17 protein-coding genes are annotated in these 20,242 nt (G+C 39.2%); 4 read left to right on the forward strand and 13 right to left on the reverse strand.

All coding sequences use genetic code 11. The features are described 5' to 3' along the window. Both rhlB and HII17_RS04080 read left to right on the forward strand, forming a co-directional pair. The gene (gene rhlB, locus HII17_RS04075; RefSeq protein ID WP_169074012.1) at window positions 1–1,245 is read left to right on the forward strand and encodes an ATP-dependent RNA helicase RhlB; all 1,245 of its coding nucleotides are present in this window, start codon (window positions 1–3) and stop codon (window positions 1,243–1,245) included. A 6-nt stretch (window positions 1,246–1,251) separates the two neighbouring features. Then, complete coding sequence (locus HII17_RS04080; RefSeq protein ID WP_169074013.1) at window positions 1,252–2,757, forward strand: Ppx/GppA phosphatase family protein; 1,506 nt, start codon at window positions 1,252–1,254, stop codon at window positions 2,755–2,757. On the opposite strand, the gene HII17_RS19300 is transcribed toward HII17_RS04080, so the two are convergent. From HII17_RS19300 to tatA, 8 genes are read right to left on the reverse strand one after another with little or no spacing between them, the layout of a single operon-like run. Continuing rightward, window positions 2,740–3,576, reverse strand: a complete 837-nt coding sequence (locus HII17_RS19300) for a DMT family transporter (protein ID WP_169074014.1) — start codon at window positions 3,574–3,576, stop codon at window positions 2,740–2,742. The two genes, HII17_RS04080 and HII17_RS19300, sit on opposite strands and share 18 nt — an antisense overlap. Before the next feature lie 21 nt (window positions 3,577–3,597). Beyond that, window positions 3,598–4,611 carry a porphobilinogen synthase gene (hemB, locus tag HII17_RS04090; RefSeq protein WP_169074015.1) on the reverse strand — a complete coding sequence of 338 codons (1,014 nt, stop codon included), beginning with the start codon at window positions 4,609–4,611 and terminating at the stop codon, window positions 3,598–3,600. Then, window positions 4,604–6,490, reverse strand: coding sequence for a GGDEF domain-containing protein (locus HII17_RS04095; protein WP_169074016.1), 1,887 nt, complete (start codon window positions 6,488–6,490; stop codon window positions 4,604–4,606). The genes hemB and HII17_RS04095 overlap by 8 nt, the downstream gene beginning before the upstream one ends. Then, window positions 6,487–7,266 (reverse strand): TatD family hydrolase, encoded by a 780-nt coding sequence (locus tag HII17_RS04100; RefSeq protein ID WP_169074017.1) that lies wholly within the window; start codon window positions 7,264–7,266, stop codon window positions 6,487–6,489. Before HII17_RS04100 ends, HII17_RS04095 begins: the two co-directional genes overlap by 4 nt. A gap of 5 nt (window positions 7,267–7,271) precedes the next feature. Further along, a complete protein-coding gene (locus HII17_RS04105) occupies window positions 7,272–7,835 on the reverse strand; it encodes a hypothetical protein (protein WP_169074018.1) in 564 nt (187 codons plus the stop codon). Further along, a complete protein-coding gene (gene tatC, locus HII17_RS04110; RefSeq protein WP_169074019.1) occupies window positions 7,832–8,584 on the reverse strand; it encodes a twin-arginine translocase subunit TatC in 753 nt (250 codons plus the stop codon). The genes HII17_RS04105 and tatC overlap by 4 nt, the downstream gene beginning before the upstream one ends. Next, the gene (gene tatB / locus HII17_RS04115; protein ID WP_169074020.1) at window positions 8,565–8,930 is read right to left on the reverse strand and encodes a Sec-independent protein translocase protein TatB; all 366 of its coding nucleotides are present in this window, start codon (window positions 8,928–8,930) and stop codon (window positions 8,565–8,567) included. Before tatB ends, tatC begins: the two co-directional genes overlap by 20 nt. Window positions 8,931–8,933: 3 nt before the next feature. Next, entirely contained in the window at window positions 8,934–9,164 is a 231-nt protein-coding gene (tatA, locus tag HII17_RS04120) for a Sec-independent protein translocase subunit TatA (RefSeq protein WP_169074021.1), read from the reverse strand. Between the two features lie 188 nt (window positions 9,165–9,352). Between tatA and HII17_RS04125 the strand changes: the two genes are divergently transcribed. Beyond that, complete coding sequence (locus HII17_RS04125) at window positions 9,353–10,384, forward strand: hypothetical protein (protein ID WP_169074022.1); 1,032 nt, start codon at window positions 9,353–9,355, stop codon at window positions 10,382–10,384. 27 nt (window positions 10,385–10,411) lie between these two features. Here the strand turns inward: HII17_RS04125 and HII17_RS04130 are convergent, their stop codons facing one another. The 3 genes from HII17_RS04130 to rpoH all read right to left on the reverse strand — a co-directional run bounded on the left by HII17_RS04130 (window position 10,412) and on the right by rpoH (window position 17,029). Further along, a complete protein-coding gene (locus HII17_RS04130) occupies window positions 10,412–13,027 on the reverse strand; it encodes a bifunctional diguanylate cyclase/phosphodiesterase (protein WP_169074023.1) in 2,616 nt (871 codons plus the stop codon). A gap of 163 nt (window positions 13,028–13,190) precedes the next feature. Further along, window positions 13,191–15,806, reverse strand: coding sequence for a TonB-dependent receptor (locus HII17_RS04135; protein ID WP_169074024.1), 2,616 nt, complete (start codon window positions 15,804–15,806; stop codon window positions 13,191–13,193). A 356-nt stretch (window positions 15,807–16,162) separates the two neighbouring features. After that, window positions 16,163–17,029 carry an RNA polymerase sigma factor RpoH gene (rpoH, locus tag HII17_RS04140; RefSeq protein ID WP_169074025.1) on the reverse strand — a complete coding sequence of 289 codons (867 nt, stop codon included), beginning with the start codon at window positions 17,027–17,029 and terminating at the stop codon, window positions 16,163–16,165. Window positions 17,030–17,294: 265 nt separating this feature from the next. On the opposite strand from rpoH, the gene HII17_RS04145 reads away from it, so the two are divergent. Then, window positions 17,295–18,506, forward strand: coding sequence for an EAL and HDOD domain-containing protein (locus tag HII17_RS04145; RefSeq protein ID WP_169074026.1), 1,212 nt, complete (start codon window positions 17,295–17,297; stop codon window positions 18,504–18,506). A gap of 2 nt (window positions 18,507–18,508) precedes the next feature. On the opposite strand, the gene ftsX is transcribed toward HII17_RS04145, so the two are convergent. Further along, window positions 18,509–19,426, reverse strand: coding sequence for a permease-like cell division protein FtsX (gene ftsX / locus HII17_RS04150; protein WP_169074183.1), 918 nt, complete (start codon window positions 19,424–19,426; stop codon window positions 18,509–18,511). A 49-nt stretch (window positions 19,427–19,475) separates the two neighbouring features. Next, entirely contained in the window at window positions 19,476–20,177 is a 702-nt protein-coding gene (gene ftsE / locus HII17_RS04155; RefSeq protein WP_169074027.1) for a cell division ATP-binding protein FtsE, read from the reverse strand. Window positions 20,178–20,242: the final 65 nt, after the last annotated feature.

The raw sequence follows: 20,242 nt of genomic DNA on the forward strand, positions 1-20,242 counted from the left end.
ATGAAAACACATTTAACTAAAACCAAATTCACCGACCTTAATCTTGCTCCGCAAGTAGTGACCGGATTGGAAGCTATGGGCTTTCAATACTGCACTTCTATCCAAGCTAAATCTTTACCTGTATTACTTGAAGGTAAAGATATTGCTGGGCAAGCACAAACAGGTGAAGGTAAAACTATCGCTTTTTTGTCAGCTACTTTTCACCATTTGCTACAAAAACCTGCTCCAGGGCACAATCAACCGCGCGCCTTAATCATGGCGCCAACACGAGAATTAGCAATACAAATCCACAATGATGCAAAGGCAATGGCTAAAAGTACTGGCTTGCGTCTTGGTGTTGTATATGGGGGCGAAGGATACGAATCTCAACGTCAAGAATTAGAACAAGGTGTTGATATTTTAATTGGTACCTGTGGCCGCCTAATTGACTACTTTAAGCAAGGTGTTTATCAGCTCAATAATATTGAAGCTGTAGTGCTTGACGAAGCCGATCGCATGTTCGATTTAGGTTTTATTAAAGATATTCGTTATATGTTCCGCAAAATGCCTGCGGCTACCGATCGAATTAATATGCTGTTTTCCGCGACATTATCATTTCGAGTGAAAGAACTAGCGTTCGAACATATGAATGAACCCGTTAGTGTAGAAGTTGAGCCAGAGCAAAAAACCAATACCCGTATTAGTGAAGAACTTTTTTATCCTTCTAATGAAGACAAAATGGCTTTATTACAAACGCTAATTGAAGAAGAGTGGCCTGATAAAGCCATTATTTTTGCTAACACTAAACACAGTTGTGAAAATATTCACGCGCACTTAGATGCAGATAAAATTCGCGTTGGTTTACTGACCGGTGACGTTATGCAGAAGAAGCGTTTAAAGATTCTTGAGCAGTTCACCAAAGGCCAGCTTGATATTTTAGTGGCTACCGATGTTGCTGCTCGAGGCTTGCATATCCCAGCCGTTACGCATGTTTTTAATTACGACTTACCTGATGATTTTGAAGATTATGTGCATCGTATAGGTCGTACTGGCCGAGCTGGTGCTTCAGGGCACGCCATTAGTTTTGCATGTGAAGACTATGTATTTAATTTACCAGCAATTGAAACCTATATTGATCACGCATTGCCAGTAAGTAAATACGATCCAGACTCGTTATTAACAGATTTACCTAAACCAAAACCGCGTCAACGCCGACATCGTCCACATAATGGTGGACAAAATAGAGGCCGCCAAGGACGCAGATAGCAGGTTATGACTACGCCAAACGCCACTCAAACCAGCCCGCTTTATGCAGTTATCGACTTAGGATCGAATAGCTTTCATATGTTAATCACAAGGCTGGTGGCCGATGGTGTTCAAACGGTAGATAAAGTAAAACGAAAAGTTCGCTTGGCCTCTGGGTTAGATAAAAACAACAATTTATCAGATGAAGCGATGTCGCGGGGCCTAGAATGTTTAAGCTTTTTTGCTGAGCGACTGCAAGATATTGCACCTGAAAATATCCGAATAGTTGCAACCGCTACATTGCGTATTGCCAACAATGCCAATGAATTCCTTGACCAAGCAAAACAAGTGCTTAAGCGCCCTGTAACATTGCTGTCAGGTATTGAAGAAGCTGAACGTATATATTTAGGCGTTGCCCACACCAGTAGCTGTAGTGCAAAGCGTTTAGTCATAGATATAGGTGGCGCCAGCACTGAAATAATTGTCGGCGAGCACTTTTCAATTCATCAAGCCATTAGTTTGAATATGGGTTGTGTCACATTCAACCAACAATTTTTTGCTGATGGTCGCATTACACTTGAACAATTTGACGACGCTGTCGCTCACGCCAAATCTCAACTATTACCCTTTTTAGAAAGTTACAGTACATTTGGTTGGCAAACTGTACTAGGTGGTTCCGGGACCATGCAAGCATTGGCTGAAATTCTGGTCTATCAGAATAAGCCCGCGATAATTACATTACCTTTTATGCAAAGTATTGCAGCACAACTAATGAACATTGGTGAGATAAAATTAGTCAATATTGATGGTTTGCCTAGCGATAGAGTGCCGGTTTTAGCAAGTGGCCTTGCAATTCTTATCGCAATATTTGAGAGCTTTGATTTATCTGCATTGCAACTTTCTAGTGGTGCAATTCGCGAAGGGCTACTTTATGAAATGTTGCCCGATATGCGCAAGCTAAGCATTCGTACTCGCACCATTAACTCGTTGGTTGAGCGATTTCATATTGACGAAGCACACGCAGACAGGGTTACCCAACAAGCTATGCATTTATATGATTGCTATGCAGAAAAGTGGCAACTGAATGACGACAACCTAAAGCAAGTGCTGGCTAGTGCCTGTAGACTTCACGAAGTTGGCTTGCTGCTATCTTATAAATATCACCAACATCACGGTGCCTATATCATTCAACATGCTGATTTACCGGGTTATGATCAGACGGAACGGCAATTAATGGTCGCATTAATTAAGCAATATAAAGGCGATATTGATGCAGATTCTTTGCAGCAGCTAGCAATTACGGAAGCCAGTGCGGCCGCGAAATTACTTGCGATATTTAGATTGGCCGTTATTTTATGTCGTCGGAGAAAGGGCGATGTGCTGCCAAAATATCAAACTAACATAGAAGGTAAAGCTATTATGTTATGTCTATCACCAACATGGGTAACTCAACATCCGCTAATTGCTGATGAGCTTCTTCAAGAAAATAAACACTTAGCTAGTATAAATTTAAAGCTAGTTATTGCTTGTTAATGCATGATAGAAGTTTACCGACAAAATAATCGTTCCTCCTAAAATCACGCCTAAGGTCAACGTTTCGTTAAGTAACAATACCGCAGCGACAGTTCCGTAAACTGGCTCTAAACATATCGCTAGACTCACCATAAACGTAGATAATAACCGTAACGAACTAGTCAACAACGAATGCGCAAGTGCAGTAAATACAACCCCTAACATGATCAATTCAGGTAAATACTCATACACTTGATGAAGTGGCTCTTGAGCAAAACCAATAAATGGTAGAGCAAATAAACAAGCAACTAAATTTTGATAGCTGGCAATTGTTGCTGAACGATATTGTCTTGCTAAAGCTTTATTTATGGTAAGTAATAATGCAAAAGTTAATGCCGAACTAAGCCCCATCAAAAGCGCGTTTAAATTAGCGACAAGGCCACTATCCCAGACCAGTAAGCCAATACCTAATACCATAGCAATTGCTTGTAGGTAATCTGTAACAGTTGGCAGTGTTTTCTCAGTAATAGCTGAAATGATTAACGTAAAAATAGGAAAGCTGGCAAAAACTAATAAACCAAAAGCCACGGTTGATAATTGAATAGCATAGAAAAATGTTAGCCAGTGGAGCAGTAACAATACTCCAGAAAAGATAATACTTGGTATATCTGAACGGCCTATTTTTAAAGCGTTTCGCTGCGTAACAAACAAAAAAACAAATAAGGTTATCGCGGCAAAGCTAGTGCGGCCCAGCACTAGCCAATATGCCGATAAAGGTAGCCATTTGGCAAACAAGCCCGCTAATGCAAAAAGTAAAACCGCACTATGGAGCTTAATCACCTAAAGTCGCCAAACACACGCTTAACGAGCGTCTTCTTTAAGCCACCTTGCGACTTGCTTAGCAAAGTAAGTTAAAATACCGTCGGCACCAGCACGTTTAAACGCCAACAAACCTTCCATTACACATGGTTTTTCCGCAAGCCAACCATTCTGAATAGCAGCCATATGCATAGCATACTCACCGCTGACTTGATATGCATATGTAGGTACTGAGAAGTTGTCTTTAACTCGGCGAACAATATCTAAATATGGCATACCAGGTTTAACCATTACCATATCTGCGCCTTCCGCAACGTCTTGTGCGATTTCATGAAGCGCCTCATCGCTATTAGCTGGATCCATTTGATAGGTGTTTTTATTACCACCTTTTAGGTTGCCACTTGAACCAACCGCATCTCTAAATGGTCCATAGTAATTTGACGCATATTTAGCTGAATAAGCGAGAATTCGAGTATTAACATGTCCATGCGCTTCTAGCGCTTGTCTAATCGCACCAATACGACCGTCCATCATATCTGAAGGTGCAACAACATCTGCGCCGGCTTCAGCATGTGATAATGCCTGTTTAACTAATATGTCTTTGGTTACTTCATTTAGCACATAACCTTCATCATCAATGATGCCGTCTTGACCATGAGTTGTGAAAGGATCAAGGGCCACATCAGTAATTACACCGAGTTCAGGGAATTTAGCTTTAAGCGCCTTAACCGCACGTTGTGCCAAGCCTTCTGGATTATAAGCTTCTTCTGCCATCAGAGACTTTTGCTCTTGTGGTGTTACTGGAAACAACGCAACTGCTGGTACTCCTAGGTCAACCAACTCTTGTGCTTCTTCTAATAATAAGTCAATACTTTTACGCTCTACACCGGGCATAGAAGCGACAGTTTCACGCTGATTGTCGCCTTCTAAAACAAACACTGGGTAAATTAAATCATTAACAGTTAATTGATTTTCTGCCATTAAACGGCGTGAGAAATCATCTTTGCGCATCCGGCGCATACGGCGTGCAGGGTACTGACCAAAGGCATTAGTCATTTGAATGCTCCTGAATTAATAGATCTTGAGTAATGTTTTGATATTGAACCTGATTTCTGCCACTGCGCTTAGCCTGATAAAGGGCTTTGTCGGCAGCACAGAAAATATGCTCAGGTTCAATATTGTCTTGCTGTGTATAAGTAGCAATACCGCAACTTATCGTTAACGAAATATGTTGTTCTTGATAAATAAAGTCGAACGCTTCTACTGCTTTTCTAAGGTCTTCTGCTAGTGCAATAGCACCTTCTTGCTCTGTATCAGGCAGTATTAAACAGAACTCTTCACCACCATATCGGCACCCAACATCTGTACTGCGTTTTAAACTCTGTTTAATATGCTGTGATAACCAACTTAAGCACTGATCTCCCGCCAAATGACCATAATTGTCATTAACTTTCTTAAAGAAATCTATATCAATAACAACAATGCTAAGCGAGGTTAAATTTCGTTTACTACGTCGATATTCCGCTAAGATACGTTGTTCATAAAAACGACGGTTATATAGGCCTGTTAGTTCATCTATTGTGTTTTTTTGTTCCAGTTCACGATTCAACTCTTCAAGTTCATTCAAGGCAATATTCAATTCTAATGTTCGCTCTTGAACTCTATTCTCTAAGTCTTCCTGACTATCAGCTTGTACTTGCAATAACTTTTCATTAGCTTTTTTAGTTGCCATCGCATTAGTCAATGCTTCTCGTTGTGCATGTTGTTTATCTTGCAGTAAATAAAAGTATTGGCGAGCAATAATAAACACGATTAATAAGGTATTTAGTGTAAAGGAAGCAATATGCAGCGATTCACGATCGCTCAACAATGGGACTTCTAAATATGCACCTATCAATATCACAATGGTAAACGTTAATTGAATAGCCATCGCGATAAAGAACAAAAACGCTAAGCGCTGACCTTGGCTATGCAGCTTTATGCCAACAACTGCCAGCAAGGCCATAACCGCCATCATAATCATCCCGCTAATAAAAATATTCAAATCAACAGGTAAAAATAGGCTTAACGGAGCATAAGCGGCAATTAAAACAGCACCTAATTTAAGTACTTTTTCTGCTTTAGGTAACACATCTACTAAACTAAATAGCCTTGAAGTAAAAAACAGATAGAAAATAGAGCTTATTGCTACCAACCAAGGAAATTCAAAGCCTCGCAGCTCAGGAGTATCTGGCATTAAGTAAAACAAGTGGCTACCTAAAAGAACCGACAACATTGCTGCTCTACATACAAAATAACCAGCAAGATATATTAATGACTTGTCGTGAACCGCTATAAATAATAGAGCAAAGACAAAACCAACAAATAACACGCCACCAATAGTTAAGGCGAAATAAAACTGCTTATCGCTATGCTTAGTTAAGAAGGTTGTTGACTCATAAATGTTTAAAGGTAAACGTTCTTCGGTATCGCTAATGACTTTTAAATACAAGTTAACTTGACTATTCGCGGCGGTTATTAGATGTCCTGACCAGTCATTTGTATTTAACAAAGAAAAGGAAATCGGCGCTATGTTATAGCGTACACTTTCTACATAGAGTTCAGCTTCACCCACTTCAAAACGATTACCTAAAACTAAATGATTGCTTAACGGTGCAGAATTAACATTATAAATGGCCAATTTATACCAATTGACACCTTCACGAACTTTAATACCTGTAGAGGTATCATTGACTTTTTGCCAATCAGCCGCAGGGAGAGCTTCTATTTGTTCTGGCGTCAGCTGCGCAATATTCTCATTGTGTGTAAAGTGAACAGTTTGCAGTTGTAATGGTTTTAATTGTTCCTGTTCAGCAGCATACGTTAGGTTTACATTGCTTAGTACCAAAGCTAAACCTATCAGCAAAATCATATACATAATTCGAACATTCGTCATAAATTAAATACTCGCTTTGCATTGTTAGTACTTGTTTCAATAACTTCTTGTTCTGTTATTTGTTTAATCTCTGCAATTGCTTGTACCACATATGGTAAATATTTAGGCTCATTACGGCTACTTTTAGGGCGTGGTCTTATCGTTCGAGGCGTTAAATAAGGAGCGTCAGTTTCAATCATTAATCGATCAAGTGGTAAATACTTTACGGCCTCTTGCAGCTCTGCACCTCGTCTTTCATCACATACCCACCCCGTGATACCAATATACATTCCTGCATCAACACAACGCAGTAATTCGCTTTTATTACCCGTAAAACAATGAGAAACCATCGCCGGCACTTTTGTTAGGTACGGCGCTAATATTTTAATCCAGGCATCAAAAGCATCCCTTTGATGAAGAAACAATGGCATTGCTAACTTAGCTGCAAGCTCGACTTGTTCGTTAAATACACGAATCTGGTTTTCTGGCGTTGAAAAGTTTCGATTAAAGTCTAAGCCGCATTCACCGATCGCTTTAACTTGTTGGTGATTTGCTAAGCGGGTAATTTGTGACAAATAGTCTGCGCTAACTTGATCGGCATAGTGAGGGTGTACGCCAGCAGTAGAAAATAAAATTTCAGGTTGTGAGTGAGTAAGCTGCAGCGCTTGTTGGCTCTCTTCTACGCTAGTACCTGTAATTAATAACTGCGTAACTCCCTGCGCTAATGAATCTTCCAACACTTGTGCTCGATCTTTGTCAAATCGAGCACTGGTCAGATTAACGCCAATATCAATCACTTCAATTACTTAGTACGTTTAACTCGGATGGTTCGGTTTGCATCTTGCTTTTTAAGATAGAAAGCATTCATGATACCACGTTTGATAATAACCTCTTGTCCTGCCTCGAATTTTGCAAATCGATCAGTATCTTTCTGCTCCCATCGTTGACCATTTTCAAAAACAAATTGCCATTTTTTTCGTAGTGAAAGTTTTGCAGACTTAATAACAAAGTGCACTTCATCAACAATATCATCGCGTTGCTTTTGTTCTTGACCAAAAATAGCTTCCGCCCTTGCACTATTAGCTTGAGGCTTCTCTGCTAACTTAGTTGGGTTAGTCTCATCAGCTTTTACCGCGCTTACAGCAGCAATAGGCTTAACTGCAGCTTCGTTTACTACGTTAACTTCAGCAGTGGAAGTTTTAGTAAAGTCAGTTTTTGCTACTAATAATTCAGTTATTTGATCATAACAAACCAATCGTTTAAGGCTGTCAGATTCACTTTTACATGCAATCATCTGTTGCTGAATATCAACTTGCGCAAATGCAGTGCCAGATACAACGGCAAAAAGTAATGCTATTTTCTTCACGAATTTTCCTCTGATGCTTCCGCATCTTCTTTTTTCTGATAAAAGGACGCAAGTATCAATCCTAATTCAAATAGTAGTAGCATGGGAATAGCTAATAACGTTTGCGAGATAATATCTGGCGGCGTTAACAACATACCGATGATAAAGGCCCCGACAACAATATAAGGACGTTTTTTCTTCAAGCTCTCTGTCGTTGACATGCCAGTCCAACACATCAGCATGATCGCAATAGGTATTTCAAAAGCTGCGCCGAACGCAAAAAATAATTTCAGGACAAAATCTAAGTAACTACTAATGTCAGTTGCTATCGTCACACCTTCCGGTGCTACTGATGTGAAAAATGAGAACGCCAATGGAAAAACGACAAAATAAGCAAAACTAATACCGCCGTAAAATAATATCGTGCTGCCAAACATGAGTGGCGCCACTAAACGTTTTTCATTGCTATATAAGCCTGGTGCAATAAAGCCCCATATTTGGAATAATATTAACGGCATCGCAATAAAAATTGATATTACAATCGTTAGTTTAAAAGGCGCAAAGAAAGGTGATGCAACATCAGTTGCAATCATTTGTGTGCCTTCAGGCATAGTCGCCAGTAAAGGCTCTGCCAAATACTGATAAATATCTTGGGCAAAATATACTAAACAACAAAAGACAATTAGCACGCTAAAAATAGCGCGTAATAGTCTAGTTCGAAGTTCTATCAGGTGGTCAAATAGGGTGTAATTAGCTTGGCTGTTGGTCATTAGCCGATTTTTTCTCTTGTGATTGATTAGATGGCTCAGACGGCTTATTCGTGTTTTCGTAAGGTCGAGTTACCATTTCCGCCGCTTCTTTAAGTGACTTCAAAGATGCTTCCACTTCAGGCGACATATTTTTAAAATCACTTTGTTCCGCTTTTTTTAAATTATCATGCAGCTCTTTAATCCGGAGTTCTTCACTTAGTTCAGTTTTAACTGATTGACTAAATTGCCTAACATTGCTCATCCAACCTCGAAGAGTACGAATAGCGACAGGCAGCCGTTCGGGGCCTAAAACTAGTAGACCTATAACAGCAATGACCATTAACTCCCAAAAACCAATATCGAACATAAATTAAGCGTGGTCTTTTTCTTGTTCTTTCTTAGCTACTGTCTGCTCAGTATCGCTATTGTCGGCTATAGTTTCAGTTTTCTTTGCTGCTTCGTCTTCTTCTGAAATTGCCTTTTTGAAGCCTTTAACTGCAGAACCTAAATCTGAGCCCATACCACGTAACTTTTTGGTTCCGAACAATAACACTACAATTACTGCAATAATAAGTAACTGCCAAATACTAATACCGCCCATATAAGTCTCCTAAAAATATTGATTACACCTTGGTGGGTGTTATTCAGTAGTTTAAAATTTAATACTGAATATGAAAAACAAGCTCATCCTATTATACTCATGTATGCTTAAAAAGCATTTTTCAATTCATTAATTTATCGTGACTTTTCCGATATTTGTTTAGTTAGATCAAGTTTAGAAGTTGTTTGATGATAAAGACAGGCTATAACGCACATACTATTTACATACTTTGTTGCACATTATTGCTTATCAGTAGTGCTAATATTGCATTAGCTCAGGATGAATCGACAGCACAAAACTTAGAAGAACAACAAACCGAGGAAATTGAAAAATTCACAATTAAAGGTAGTGTCACTCAAGCAGAAATAGATTGGATTGAAAGCTTACATAGCAAAGTCAGTAATACTGTTTTCCGCTCAGCCTATTGGTTTGACGGTTTTTTCACAGAAGACGACACAGAGCAAGAGCGTCCTTATGTTAATGCCAGAATAAGAATAGGATGGGAACCTAAAGCTCGAGATTGGGCAGAATACGATAATAAATTTAGAGTGCGTTTAAAGCTACCGCACTTTAAAGACAAACTAGATTTAATCTTGTCAGACGATGAAGAAGACGATATTGACAACTTACCTTTAGAGACAGTTAATACTAAACCTCAAATTAACGAAGACTCCTTCGCGGCTGCAGTTCGCTTTGTACACCATAGCGGTGACAATGAGTTAACGGATACTAGACTAGGCATCTCCTCAGGCGACATATTTCTCCGCGCTCGATACAAAAAACGTCTTTCATGGCAAAAAACTCATGGTCTCAAATTCGAGCCTGCTATTTACTATTATGTAGATGATGGCGTCGGAGCAAGATTGCTATTGGAATATGATTATCAATCTACATTGCGGGACCAAATTCGATTCAACTATTCAATACGTGGTTCAGAATCATTTAGTGGTATTCGGTGGAAACACGGCTTATATCATCTACACCAATTTTCTCTGTATAAAGCAGGTGCGCTAGGGTTAGTGGTACAAGGGGAACGTAATGGCAAAGAAGGCTTTATCATAGACAAATATACGCTAAGTTATCGCTACCGTTTCAATGCTTACAAACGTTGGTTGTTCTTTGAAGTAGAACCTTTCTTAGAATGGCCTGAAAATGAAAATTACACTACGACACCCGGTATTGCATTTCGAGTTGAAGGTTATTTTTATAAGAACGATTAACGGTAAATGTTATGTGCCAAGCACTAACTAAGCGCAGGATTTATCGTCACTTTCTTGTTCTGTTGAAATTAGTCTGGCTGGTTTTGCTATATGATAACCCTGCCCGAAGTCACAGCCGGCCTGTTTAAGCTTTTCTAACACTTCTTCAGATTCTATCCCTTCAGCGACCAGTCTATAACCAAATTGATTTCCCAATGCTTGAAGCGCTGTCACAAGTGCTAAATGTTTTTCGTTTGCACCTAAACTTCGAGTCAGAGATCGATCAAGTTTAATAAATTCAAATGGGTAATTATGAATATAATTAAATGAAGAAGAACTCGCGCCATAATCATCTAAAGCCAACTTCACTCCAATCTTACGCAGTTTTTTCAAACTTGCTAAGGCTAAATCGGGTTGTTGGCTAATCGCTGACTCACTAAATTCTATAATAAGCCGTTGAGGTTCAATATGATTATTACTGATGTGTGTTAATAATTCTTTTAATTGGTTAGGTTGAGTTAAATAGCGACCTGATAAATTTATACCAATTAAGGCGTTTTGATATTCTTGTTCAAGCTGCCATAGCTTTAACTGCATGCCAACTTCTTGAATAATCCAGTGCTCAATATCCAAGATCATACCGGTTTCTTCTGCCATGAAAAGAAATTCGCTCGGCGTTAATAAACCTTTACTAGGATGCTGCCATCTAAGTAGAGCTTCAAAACCTATGGTATGACTTTGAGCAAGGTCCGAAATTTGTTGATAATGAAGTTCGAATTGACCTTCTTTTATTGCGACGCGAAGCTCTTGCTCCAATGTCATGCTAGCTAATAATTGCTCTCGCATACTGTCATCAAAGAACACATATCGACCACGACCTAAGCTTTTCGCTTGATACATTGCTGCATCGGCATCACGTAATATTTCACTGGCTTCTTGATAACTTGCAGCGCATTGCGCTATACCAATACTGGCATTGGAATATAAGCTATTGCCATCAATTTCAAAAGGTTGTTCAATCGCTGTAATGATACGATCAGCCACTTCTTCAACATCATCAATACAACTTGGTGAATCGAGTAAAATAACAAACTCATCTCCACCTAATCTAGCCAGTACATCATTATCCCGTACACAGTCAGTTAGTCGTGATGCAATTTCAATTAAGAACTTATCACCGGTATGATGCCCTAGTGTGTCATTAATCACTTTAAAACGGTCAAGATCAATAAACAACACAGCAAAACTGCGCTCTGGGTGCCTTTTCATGTGCCGTAAAGCATGGGTTAATCGGTCGGTGAACATAGCGCGGTTAGGCAACTTTGTTAGTGCATCATGATGTGCTTCATAATATAAGCGAGACTCAGCTTTTCGGCGCTCTTCAATCTGCATTCGTAAATTGAGGTTAGTGGCTTGCAGCGCCTCAGTACGTTCATTGACGATCAGTTCTAGCGATTCTTTACTCTGCTCTACAACACTTAAGTCTCTTTCTCTCACGATTGCACTAGCAACTTGCTGTGCTACAAACCTAAATAGTTCGAGATGTTTCTCTTCAAATACATCATCACTAAAATAATGCTGTGTCGCTATGACCCCGATTGCTTGATTATTTTCCATTAAAGGGGCTGCCAACCAGGTTTGTGGTTGATTCTTCTTATCAAAATTCAATAGATAAGGCATGCGCTCTTTAGTGCCATCATGATTTAGCGTAATCATTTGCCCTTGTGATATCAGCACAGGCTTAGCAGCCTTTAATGCCAGTTCAACGAATATCTCCGTTCTCTTACTCGCATCAATATCAACCACCACCTCGTCTTGATAATAAGGAAATGATAATTCTTTAGAGCCGCTAACTTTAGTCGCAATATAAAAACTTTGACTAGTAATCAAGCGAGCTATTTGTTGATGAACTTTTGAAAAAACTTCGGATAACTCTTTAGTAGAAGCGACAACGGCCGAAACTTCCAGCAACACCTGATGCATATTTTCAGCTTTTTGCCGCTCTGAAATTTCCATTTGCAAACGACGATTTGCATCCGTTAATTTACGTGTCCTTTGCTCAATACATTGTTCGAGCATAGCGCGACTTTTTACTCGATCTATTGCCGTTACTATATGTTCAGCAATAAATTCAAGCAATTGGCAGTCCCGGTCATCAAAATATAGGTTATGATCGTAACTTTGAAGAGCAATAACACCGATAACTTGATTGCCCCGTCTAAGTGGTACACCTAACCAATCAACAAATGACGAACCGTATAATACTATTTTACCAGCTTTAGCTAGCGCCATTCGCTCGGCAGCACTGCAATGCAGAGGAGCTTTGTCTAAAAAAACTAAACCCGTTAAACCTTTACGCCAATCTTTAAACTCAACTCGTTGAGCTAACCTGTCTTCAACAGGATTATGGCAATAAACAATTTCTAAATTTTTTTCTGGGTTGGCTAACGCGATATGTACACTATTGGTAGTTAATAGCGAATCGATAATATGGACGAGAGAAGCATAAAAATCATTGAGATCGGTTACTGTGCTCGCAAGCTCCGAGAGCTGCAGCAAACTAGCTTGCATCGTCTTAACTTGACGATACTTTTTCAATAGTGATTTTAGTTTTGGAATTTGCCGCTGTGCGAGCTTATCTTCCGTAATTATTGAACCGCTCAAGGAACGTCTTCTTTATTATTATCGGTATTAGTATTATTTTTAAGCAGCTAATATAACAAATAAAACTCGCTTGGCTAGTAAAACTTCCAAAATGCACAGATTGAAAAACAAACAAAAGAGCTACACATATAGTGCAGCCCTTTTAATATGTGAATAAGCTTACTTAAAAAGCTACCGAAGCTTTTACAAATACATAGCGACCAATGACATCATACGTATATGGGTCAGTATTAGAGTCATTATTACCTGTATAATACGGGGCTTCTTTATCAAACAAATTATTAACACCACCTGACAAGGTTAATGTTTCACTAAAGTTATATGAACCATTGATATCATGATAAACAATACTAGGTGTTGAAGGTGCATAACATGCCGAGGGGTCACTTAGACAAGAAGCACTATCCATACCTGCGATATAACGTGCTTTATAGGTGGCATTCCAGTCACTGCCACTCGCAGTTAATGAGAAGTTAGATTTAACCTCTGCATAGCTACCAATACCACCGGTTATTAGGCCTGAATAGTCTGTTGTCTCGCCAGTAACTTCAACTTCATACTCATTTAAGAATGTCGTATCTAGGTTTGCTCGCCAATCAATACCAGCCGCTTGAAAGCTATACGCCAAGTTGATATCTAAGCCAGAAATGTTTTCAGCACCAATATTTTGTAGCGTATTATTAAATTTTATACGGCCTGAATTATCCATACTAATATCAGCGGATTTACATAGTGCACTTTCTGTATTTATCGGCGTCCCATCATCGCCTAAACATTGATCAACGATGTACTGAGAGTCAACTTTAGTAATGGCATTATCAATTTCTATTCTGTAGTAATCAGCGGTAACCGAGAAACCGTCAAACCAACTTGGCTCATAGACAATACCAAAAGTTAATGTATCCGCTTCTTCAGGAGTTAACTGCTCGTTACCACCAACGGTGACTTCGGCTTGATCTTGATCAGTAGCAGAATGATTCACCTGATCAAAAGATGGTGATTCACCGCCAAATAGCTCATCTACAGTTGGTGCCCGAAAAGCGGTTGATGCTACAGACCTTACCATTAATTGATCATTTAATTTCCAAGTTAAGCCTAATTTCCAAGTCGCATCATCACCAAAAGTAGAGTAATCGAAATAACGCACAGCGGTGCTTAGTTCAACATGTTCGGCAAGAGGCGCATCGGCTAATAGCGGTAGTGCCAATTCCATATATGCTTCATGTACATCATAAGAGCCAGATGTTGGTTCAACACGTGGGTCATTAGCCATGCCCTGAGAAGTCAGCGAATCCGGCGTATACCATGCTTTGTCTGTACGCTTTTCAATGCCCGCGGCAAAGCCTGCATAGCCTGCAGGTAATTCAAATAGTTCACCAGAAAGACTAGCCGCTAACGTTAGGCTTTGACTACCGCCAGAGTTTTGCTCCGTGTATGTGTATGTGCTTAAGTTTTCTTGTGACCAAGAATCTTGATCTAGTGGGTTGAAAGTACCCGAATTAATATCTTCTTGAATTAGCCCCATATTGTGTAAGTTAGCAAGCTGCTCCACTGAATCATTGCGGCCAAAATTAACTGATGTATCCCATGACCAGCCATTATCCAACTCGCCTTCTACACCGATTACGGTTCTAAAAGTATCAACCGTTTGTTTAAACTGTCTTGGACCCGTATCAGTCATACGACGACCATAGGAAAGTTCATCTCCATATGCTAAACCATGTTCAATTAACGAGTCGCCCATCCATTCTTCGTAAGTAAAATCAAACCATACAGGCTGAGGAGCCATTTGTTGTTCGGACCAACGTTTGGTGTACATAACTTCTGAAAAGAAAGTGCTGTAATCAGTTAATTCATATGTACCTAGCGCCGTAACATTAAAGCGCTTCATCGGAGTCGATAGGTAAGAAACCTCGGAGTAATTATATTTATCGCTGTCGCTGAATTCATGCCATGAGCCATCAGGGTTTCCTTGTAAACTTTCTCCATCTGGACCCCAAATATGGCCATTAGGTGTATAGCTTGAACCACCACAATATAATTCGGGCTTACCATCTTCACCAACTTTTTCACTTATCGGACAGTCTGAAAAATCGCGATCGGCCTGGCTGGCATCCCCCCTATCCATAAATTGTAAGCCTACAACTAGGTTCCCTCTATCAAATGTAGTACCCATCGTAATATCAATACCGACTTCTTCGGCATCTCCTTCGCCAGAAATACCACCCGAAGTATTCATTTCAAAGCCTTCAAAATCTCGCTTTAAAATAATATTAACAACACCAGCAACCGCATCCGAGCCATAAACTGCAGAGGCACCGTCTTTAAGCACCTCAACACGCTGGATCATGGCTACTGGAATAGTATTTAAATCTACAGTTGATGAAGCACCGGTACCTGAATTGATCATGCGGCGACCATTAACCAATACTAATGTACGCTGAGCGCCTAAACCACGAAGGTTTATAGTGGCATTACCACCTGAACCATTGTTTATACCAGGGTTGGTCATCGCGCCACTAGCTGCAGTGGTTTTTTGTAATAGTTGGTCTATGGATGTAACGCCGGAAGCACTAATTTCACTAGCATCAATAACCGTTACTGGACTTGCCGTTTCCATATCTGCACGCTTAATTCTAGAACCCGTAACCTGAATTCTTTCTACTGCTTTCTCGACACCTAGTTCTTCGGCAAATGTTGATGTTGTGATAAGTGCCGTATTCGCGGCACCGACGAAAAGAGCACAACGAATAGCTGCGCATAACTGAGATGATTTCATGGGTATTCCTCACTAAAAATTATTATCTATTTGCTGGTAGCTATCCTGCTGACCTGCCCAAATAATGCGTGAGTCATATGAAAAAGTTCGTTTAAAAATGTAGAGGTTTGTACCCTTATGTCGCCTAACTGTAACTAAATGAAACCAGACCAGCAAAACACTACAAATTAATAACAACTGGTTGTTTTTCGTATCTTAGCGTGCGAAGTATTTATCTTGCTATGTATGTTTTTTATACACATAAGATAAAAATATATTAAAAATTTAAGTAAGTAGGTGCCTGATAAGGCTAATTAAATCGCGAGCAATAAAAAACCGGCATAAAGCCGGTTTTTTATTTAAAGTGAACTTTAAAATTAAAGGCTCATTGCACCTTTTAATTTGTTTAATGCATTCTTTTCTAATTGACGAATACGCTCAGCAGATACCTGATATTTATCGGCTAGTTCCTGCAATGTTGCTTTATTATCTTCTAACCAACGAGTGCGAACAATGTCCTGACTACGCTCGTCTAGCGTAATCAATGCAGAACTAAGCTTTTGATTAGCATGCTGCTCCCAGTTTGACTCTTCAACTGAAACCGCTAAGTCAGACTGCTTGTCTTCTAAATACTGTGCCGGTGAAAAGCTACCACTAGCACTTGCATTGTCATCGTCATCTGAAGAAAGCTCAAATGCTTGATCTTGACTACTCATACGTGATTCCATTTCCATCACGTCTTTAGTGCTTACACCAAGTGTTTCAGCAACCGTATTTACTTCTTCATTGCTAAACCAACCTAAACGTTTTTTATTCTTACGTAGGTTAAAGAACAATTTACGTTGAGCTTTTGTAGTTGCAACTTTTACTATGCGCCAATTTTTAAGCACATATTCATGTATTTCTGCTTTGATCCAATGCACGGCAAACGAAACCAAACGCACACCCACTTCAGGGTTAAAGCGTTTAACCGCTTTCATAAGACCAACATTACCTTCCTGAATTAAATCAGCTTGAGGTAAACCATAGCCTGAATAGCTTTTGGCAATATGAATTACAAAACGTAAATGCGACATAATAAGTTCTTGTGCCGCTTGTAAATCATCTTGACTATATAAACGAGTCGCTAACTCATGCTCACGCTCCGCACTTAGCACTGGAATGCTGTAAGCAGACTGCATATATGCTTCAATGCTGCCACTTTGTGGGACAGTTAACGCCATTGATTGCATTGATTCACTCATTTAAAACCTCGATTTACACTTAAAAAACTATTGATGATTTTCATATAGTCGGCTCGCGATATTAGCATGCTTTATTTACTGATGCGACCATAAAACCACTATTTTTGTTAACAGACCGTTAACTACTCGTTTTTATTTCATTTTTATTACGAATAAGCTGTACATTCTAAGTATTACTAGGTTACAAAATAATGACAGCGTGCTTTTCAGCTGAATTAAGATAACAAAAACTATTATTATCTGTCGTAATTAAAGGTAAATAATTGTGTATTCATATGTCGCCCGTCAACCTATTCTCAACTTGCAGCAGCAGTGTATTGCCTATGAATTACTTTTTAGAGACGGTCAAAGCAATCATTTTCCTGATATAAACCCAGATCAGGCGACATCAAATATTCTGACAAACAACCATTTAACCATGGGTGTTGAACAAGTCACAGGTGATCTCACGGCATATATAAATTTCCATGCCGATACACTAATCAGGCATTTTCCTAGCTTTTTAGATCCTAAAAAAATTGTTATAGAAATTTTAGAAGACGTGCCAATTAGTGACGAGTTATTAGCAGCTTGTATTTCATTAAAAGAAAAAGGCTACACATTAGCGTTAGATGATCATGACTTTGATCCTAAATGGGACATATTTTTACCCTATGTGGATATTATTAAAGTTGACGTGCTGGCAATTTCAATTCTTGAAATCAGCCGCTATATCAACCGAATTAAAGATCACAATAAAATATTACTCGCAGAAAAAGTGGAAACCGCTCGCCAATTTGAGCAATTGAAAATGTTGGGGTTTACTTTATTTCAGGGTTACTTTTTTGCTAAACCAGAAATGCTCAAGCAAAAGAAAATTTCCACAACCAAACAAAATATATTAGAGCTGATAAATCAAGCGAGCCATGGCCAGCTTAATTTCGACACCATTAGCGAAATTTTTAGTAGTGATCCTGGCCTCACGTATAAGCTACTTCGCTTTATTAACAGTCCTATTTATGGTCGAAGCCAGGAGATCACCTCACTAAAACACGCATTAATTTATATTGGTGAAGTTGAACTTAAAAAGTTCATTGCGCTATTAGCGCTTTCAGATTTAGCACAGAATAAGCCAAACGAAATAATGCGCTTATCACTATTTAGAGCAAAGTATTGCGAATTAGTTGGGCAAGCTATGCAAGACAATGAAGATCCACCTAAAGCATTTCTTACTGGTATGTTATCAATGATTGATGGAATATTAGATCACGACATAGGCTCGGTGGTAGATATCCTTCCTATAGATAAAGAAATCAAAGCGGCATTGCTTGGTGAGAATATTTACTTAACCAGCTATTTAGATTTAGCAAAGCACTCAGAGCAAGGACAATGGTTGCACTGTGAAAGCATTGCTAAGCAATTTCGCATACCAATTGAAGCCTGCAACCAAATTCACCAAGACGCTATCGCTTGGGCAGACAGCATGCTTAATCAATAGACTTAGTCGGCTGTTGGCTCGATAGCTCTTATATGTTGACGTACCGATAAGTAACTTCCTATCAACCCCAACAAAATTGCTGATCCCATTAAACCGACAGTTTCAGTAAATGATAATGTTTCTAATGTAAAACTTGAGTGGTATAGCGCTGTTAGTTCTGTCATAGCACTAGATAAATAGTGAGCAAGAGTGAATATAGCTATATTCGCGAAAATTCCGCCAAAAATGCCGTACCATGCACCTGCATACATAAAAGGACGTTGAATAAAGCTATCTGTAGCCCCAACTAACTTCATCACAGCAATTGCATCTTTTTGATTTAATATTGCTAACCGTATTGTGTTACCAATGATTAAAATTACAGATAAACAAAGCAGTAAAGCAACAGCAATGACAATATCTTCGATCAATTTAGCCATCGCCTCTAAACGAGAAAGCCATTCTAAGTCTAATTTTCCCTGATCAACTTCTCGCTCTTTCTCCAATTTCAACAACAAATCTTTTGCCGCAACGGCCTGACCTGAACGTTTAGTTGGAGTGACTAAAATAGTCGCGGGTAATGGATTCTCACTTAAATAAGTCAGAGCATCGCCAAAACCAGAGTGCAGCTTAAAATCTTTTAATGCCTGTTCAGCAGAAATATAAGTCACTGCCGCTATTTCTGGATAAAGCTCTAAGCGACTCGCTAGATTTTGCCCTGCTTTATCATCAATATTGAGTTTTAAAAATAAGGTTATTTCCGACGCCGAATCCCATTGCGATACCACATTATTCGCATTTTTAACGAACAAATGTAAGGTTGCGGGTAAAGTTAAACTAATACCAAGTACCAACAAGGTCATAAAAGTTGTAAACGGTGTTCGCCATAGATCACCTAAACTACCAATCGCTTGTTGAAGATGCCTTAACGGTATCGACATTAATTTTTGACCCGTACTAACCTTGTTTTCTGGGGAAGGTTTAAAGTAATTACTCACTTACAACCTCCGTTTGTGAATGCAAACCATCAACGATACCATCTGTGATCATGTTGCCACTTTTCAGCGTTAACGTTCGATAACGCATCCTAGCAATAAGTCCTAAATCATGAGTAGCAATTAATACAGAAACTCCGGCGGCGTTGAACTCTTCGAAAAGCTTAATGATATCTAGTGACAGTTTTGGATCTAAATTACCGGTCGGCTCATCCGCTAACAAAATCGGAGGTTTGTTAACAATAGCTCGGGCAATACCTACACGCTGTTGCTCTCCACCTGACAACATATAAGGAAAGCATTTTTGTTTATCGGATAATTGAATCTTTTCAAGCGCCGCTTCAACTCGACGACGAATTTCTTTTTGACTATAGCCTTCAATAATTAGTGGCAGAGCGACATTGTCAAAAACGGTGCGATCCATTAACAAGTTGTGGTTTTGGAAAATCATACCTATATGGCGACGCATATAAGGCACTTGGCGATAACCAACATTGTCTAAGTTTTGATTGTTTATATGAATAGTGCCTGAACTTGGTTTTTCCATCAGGCTAATGAGCTTTAATAAGGTACTTTTGCCGGCACCGGAATGCCCGGTTAAAAAGGCCATTTCACCAGGGGCGATTTGAAAGCTGACATTCTTTAAAGCAAGAAAGCCACCTGGGTAAGTTTTATTAACTTGATTAAAGCGGATCATTTTTTATTCTTATAAAAAGGCCACGATTGTACGTGGCCAAATTTCAGTTACCGTTCTATTTTTAT

It is taken from the genome of Thalassotalea algicola, assembly GCF_012932965.1.
In the GTDB taxonomy this organism is placed as follows: domain Bacteria; phylum Pseudomonadota; class Gammaproteobacteria; order Enterobacterales; family Alteromonadaceae; genus Thalassotalea_F; species Thalassotalea_F algicola.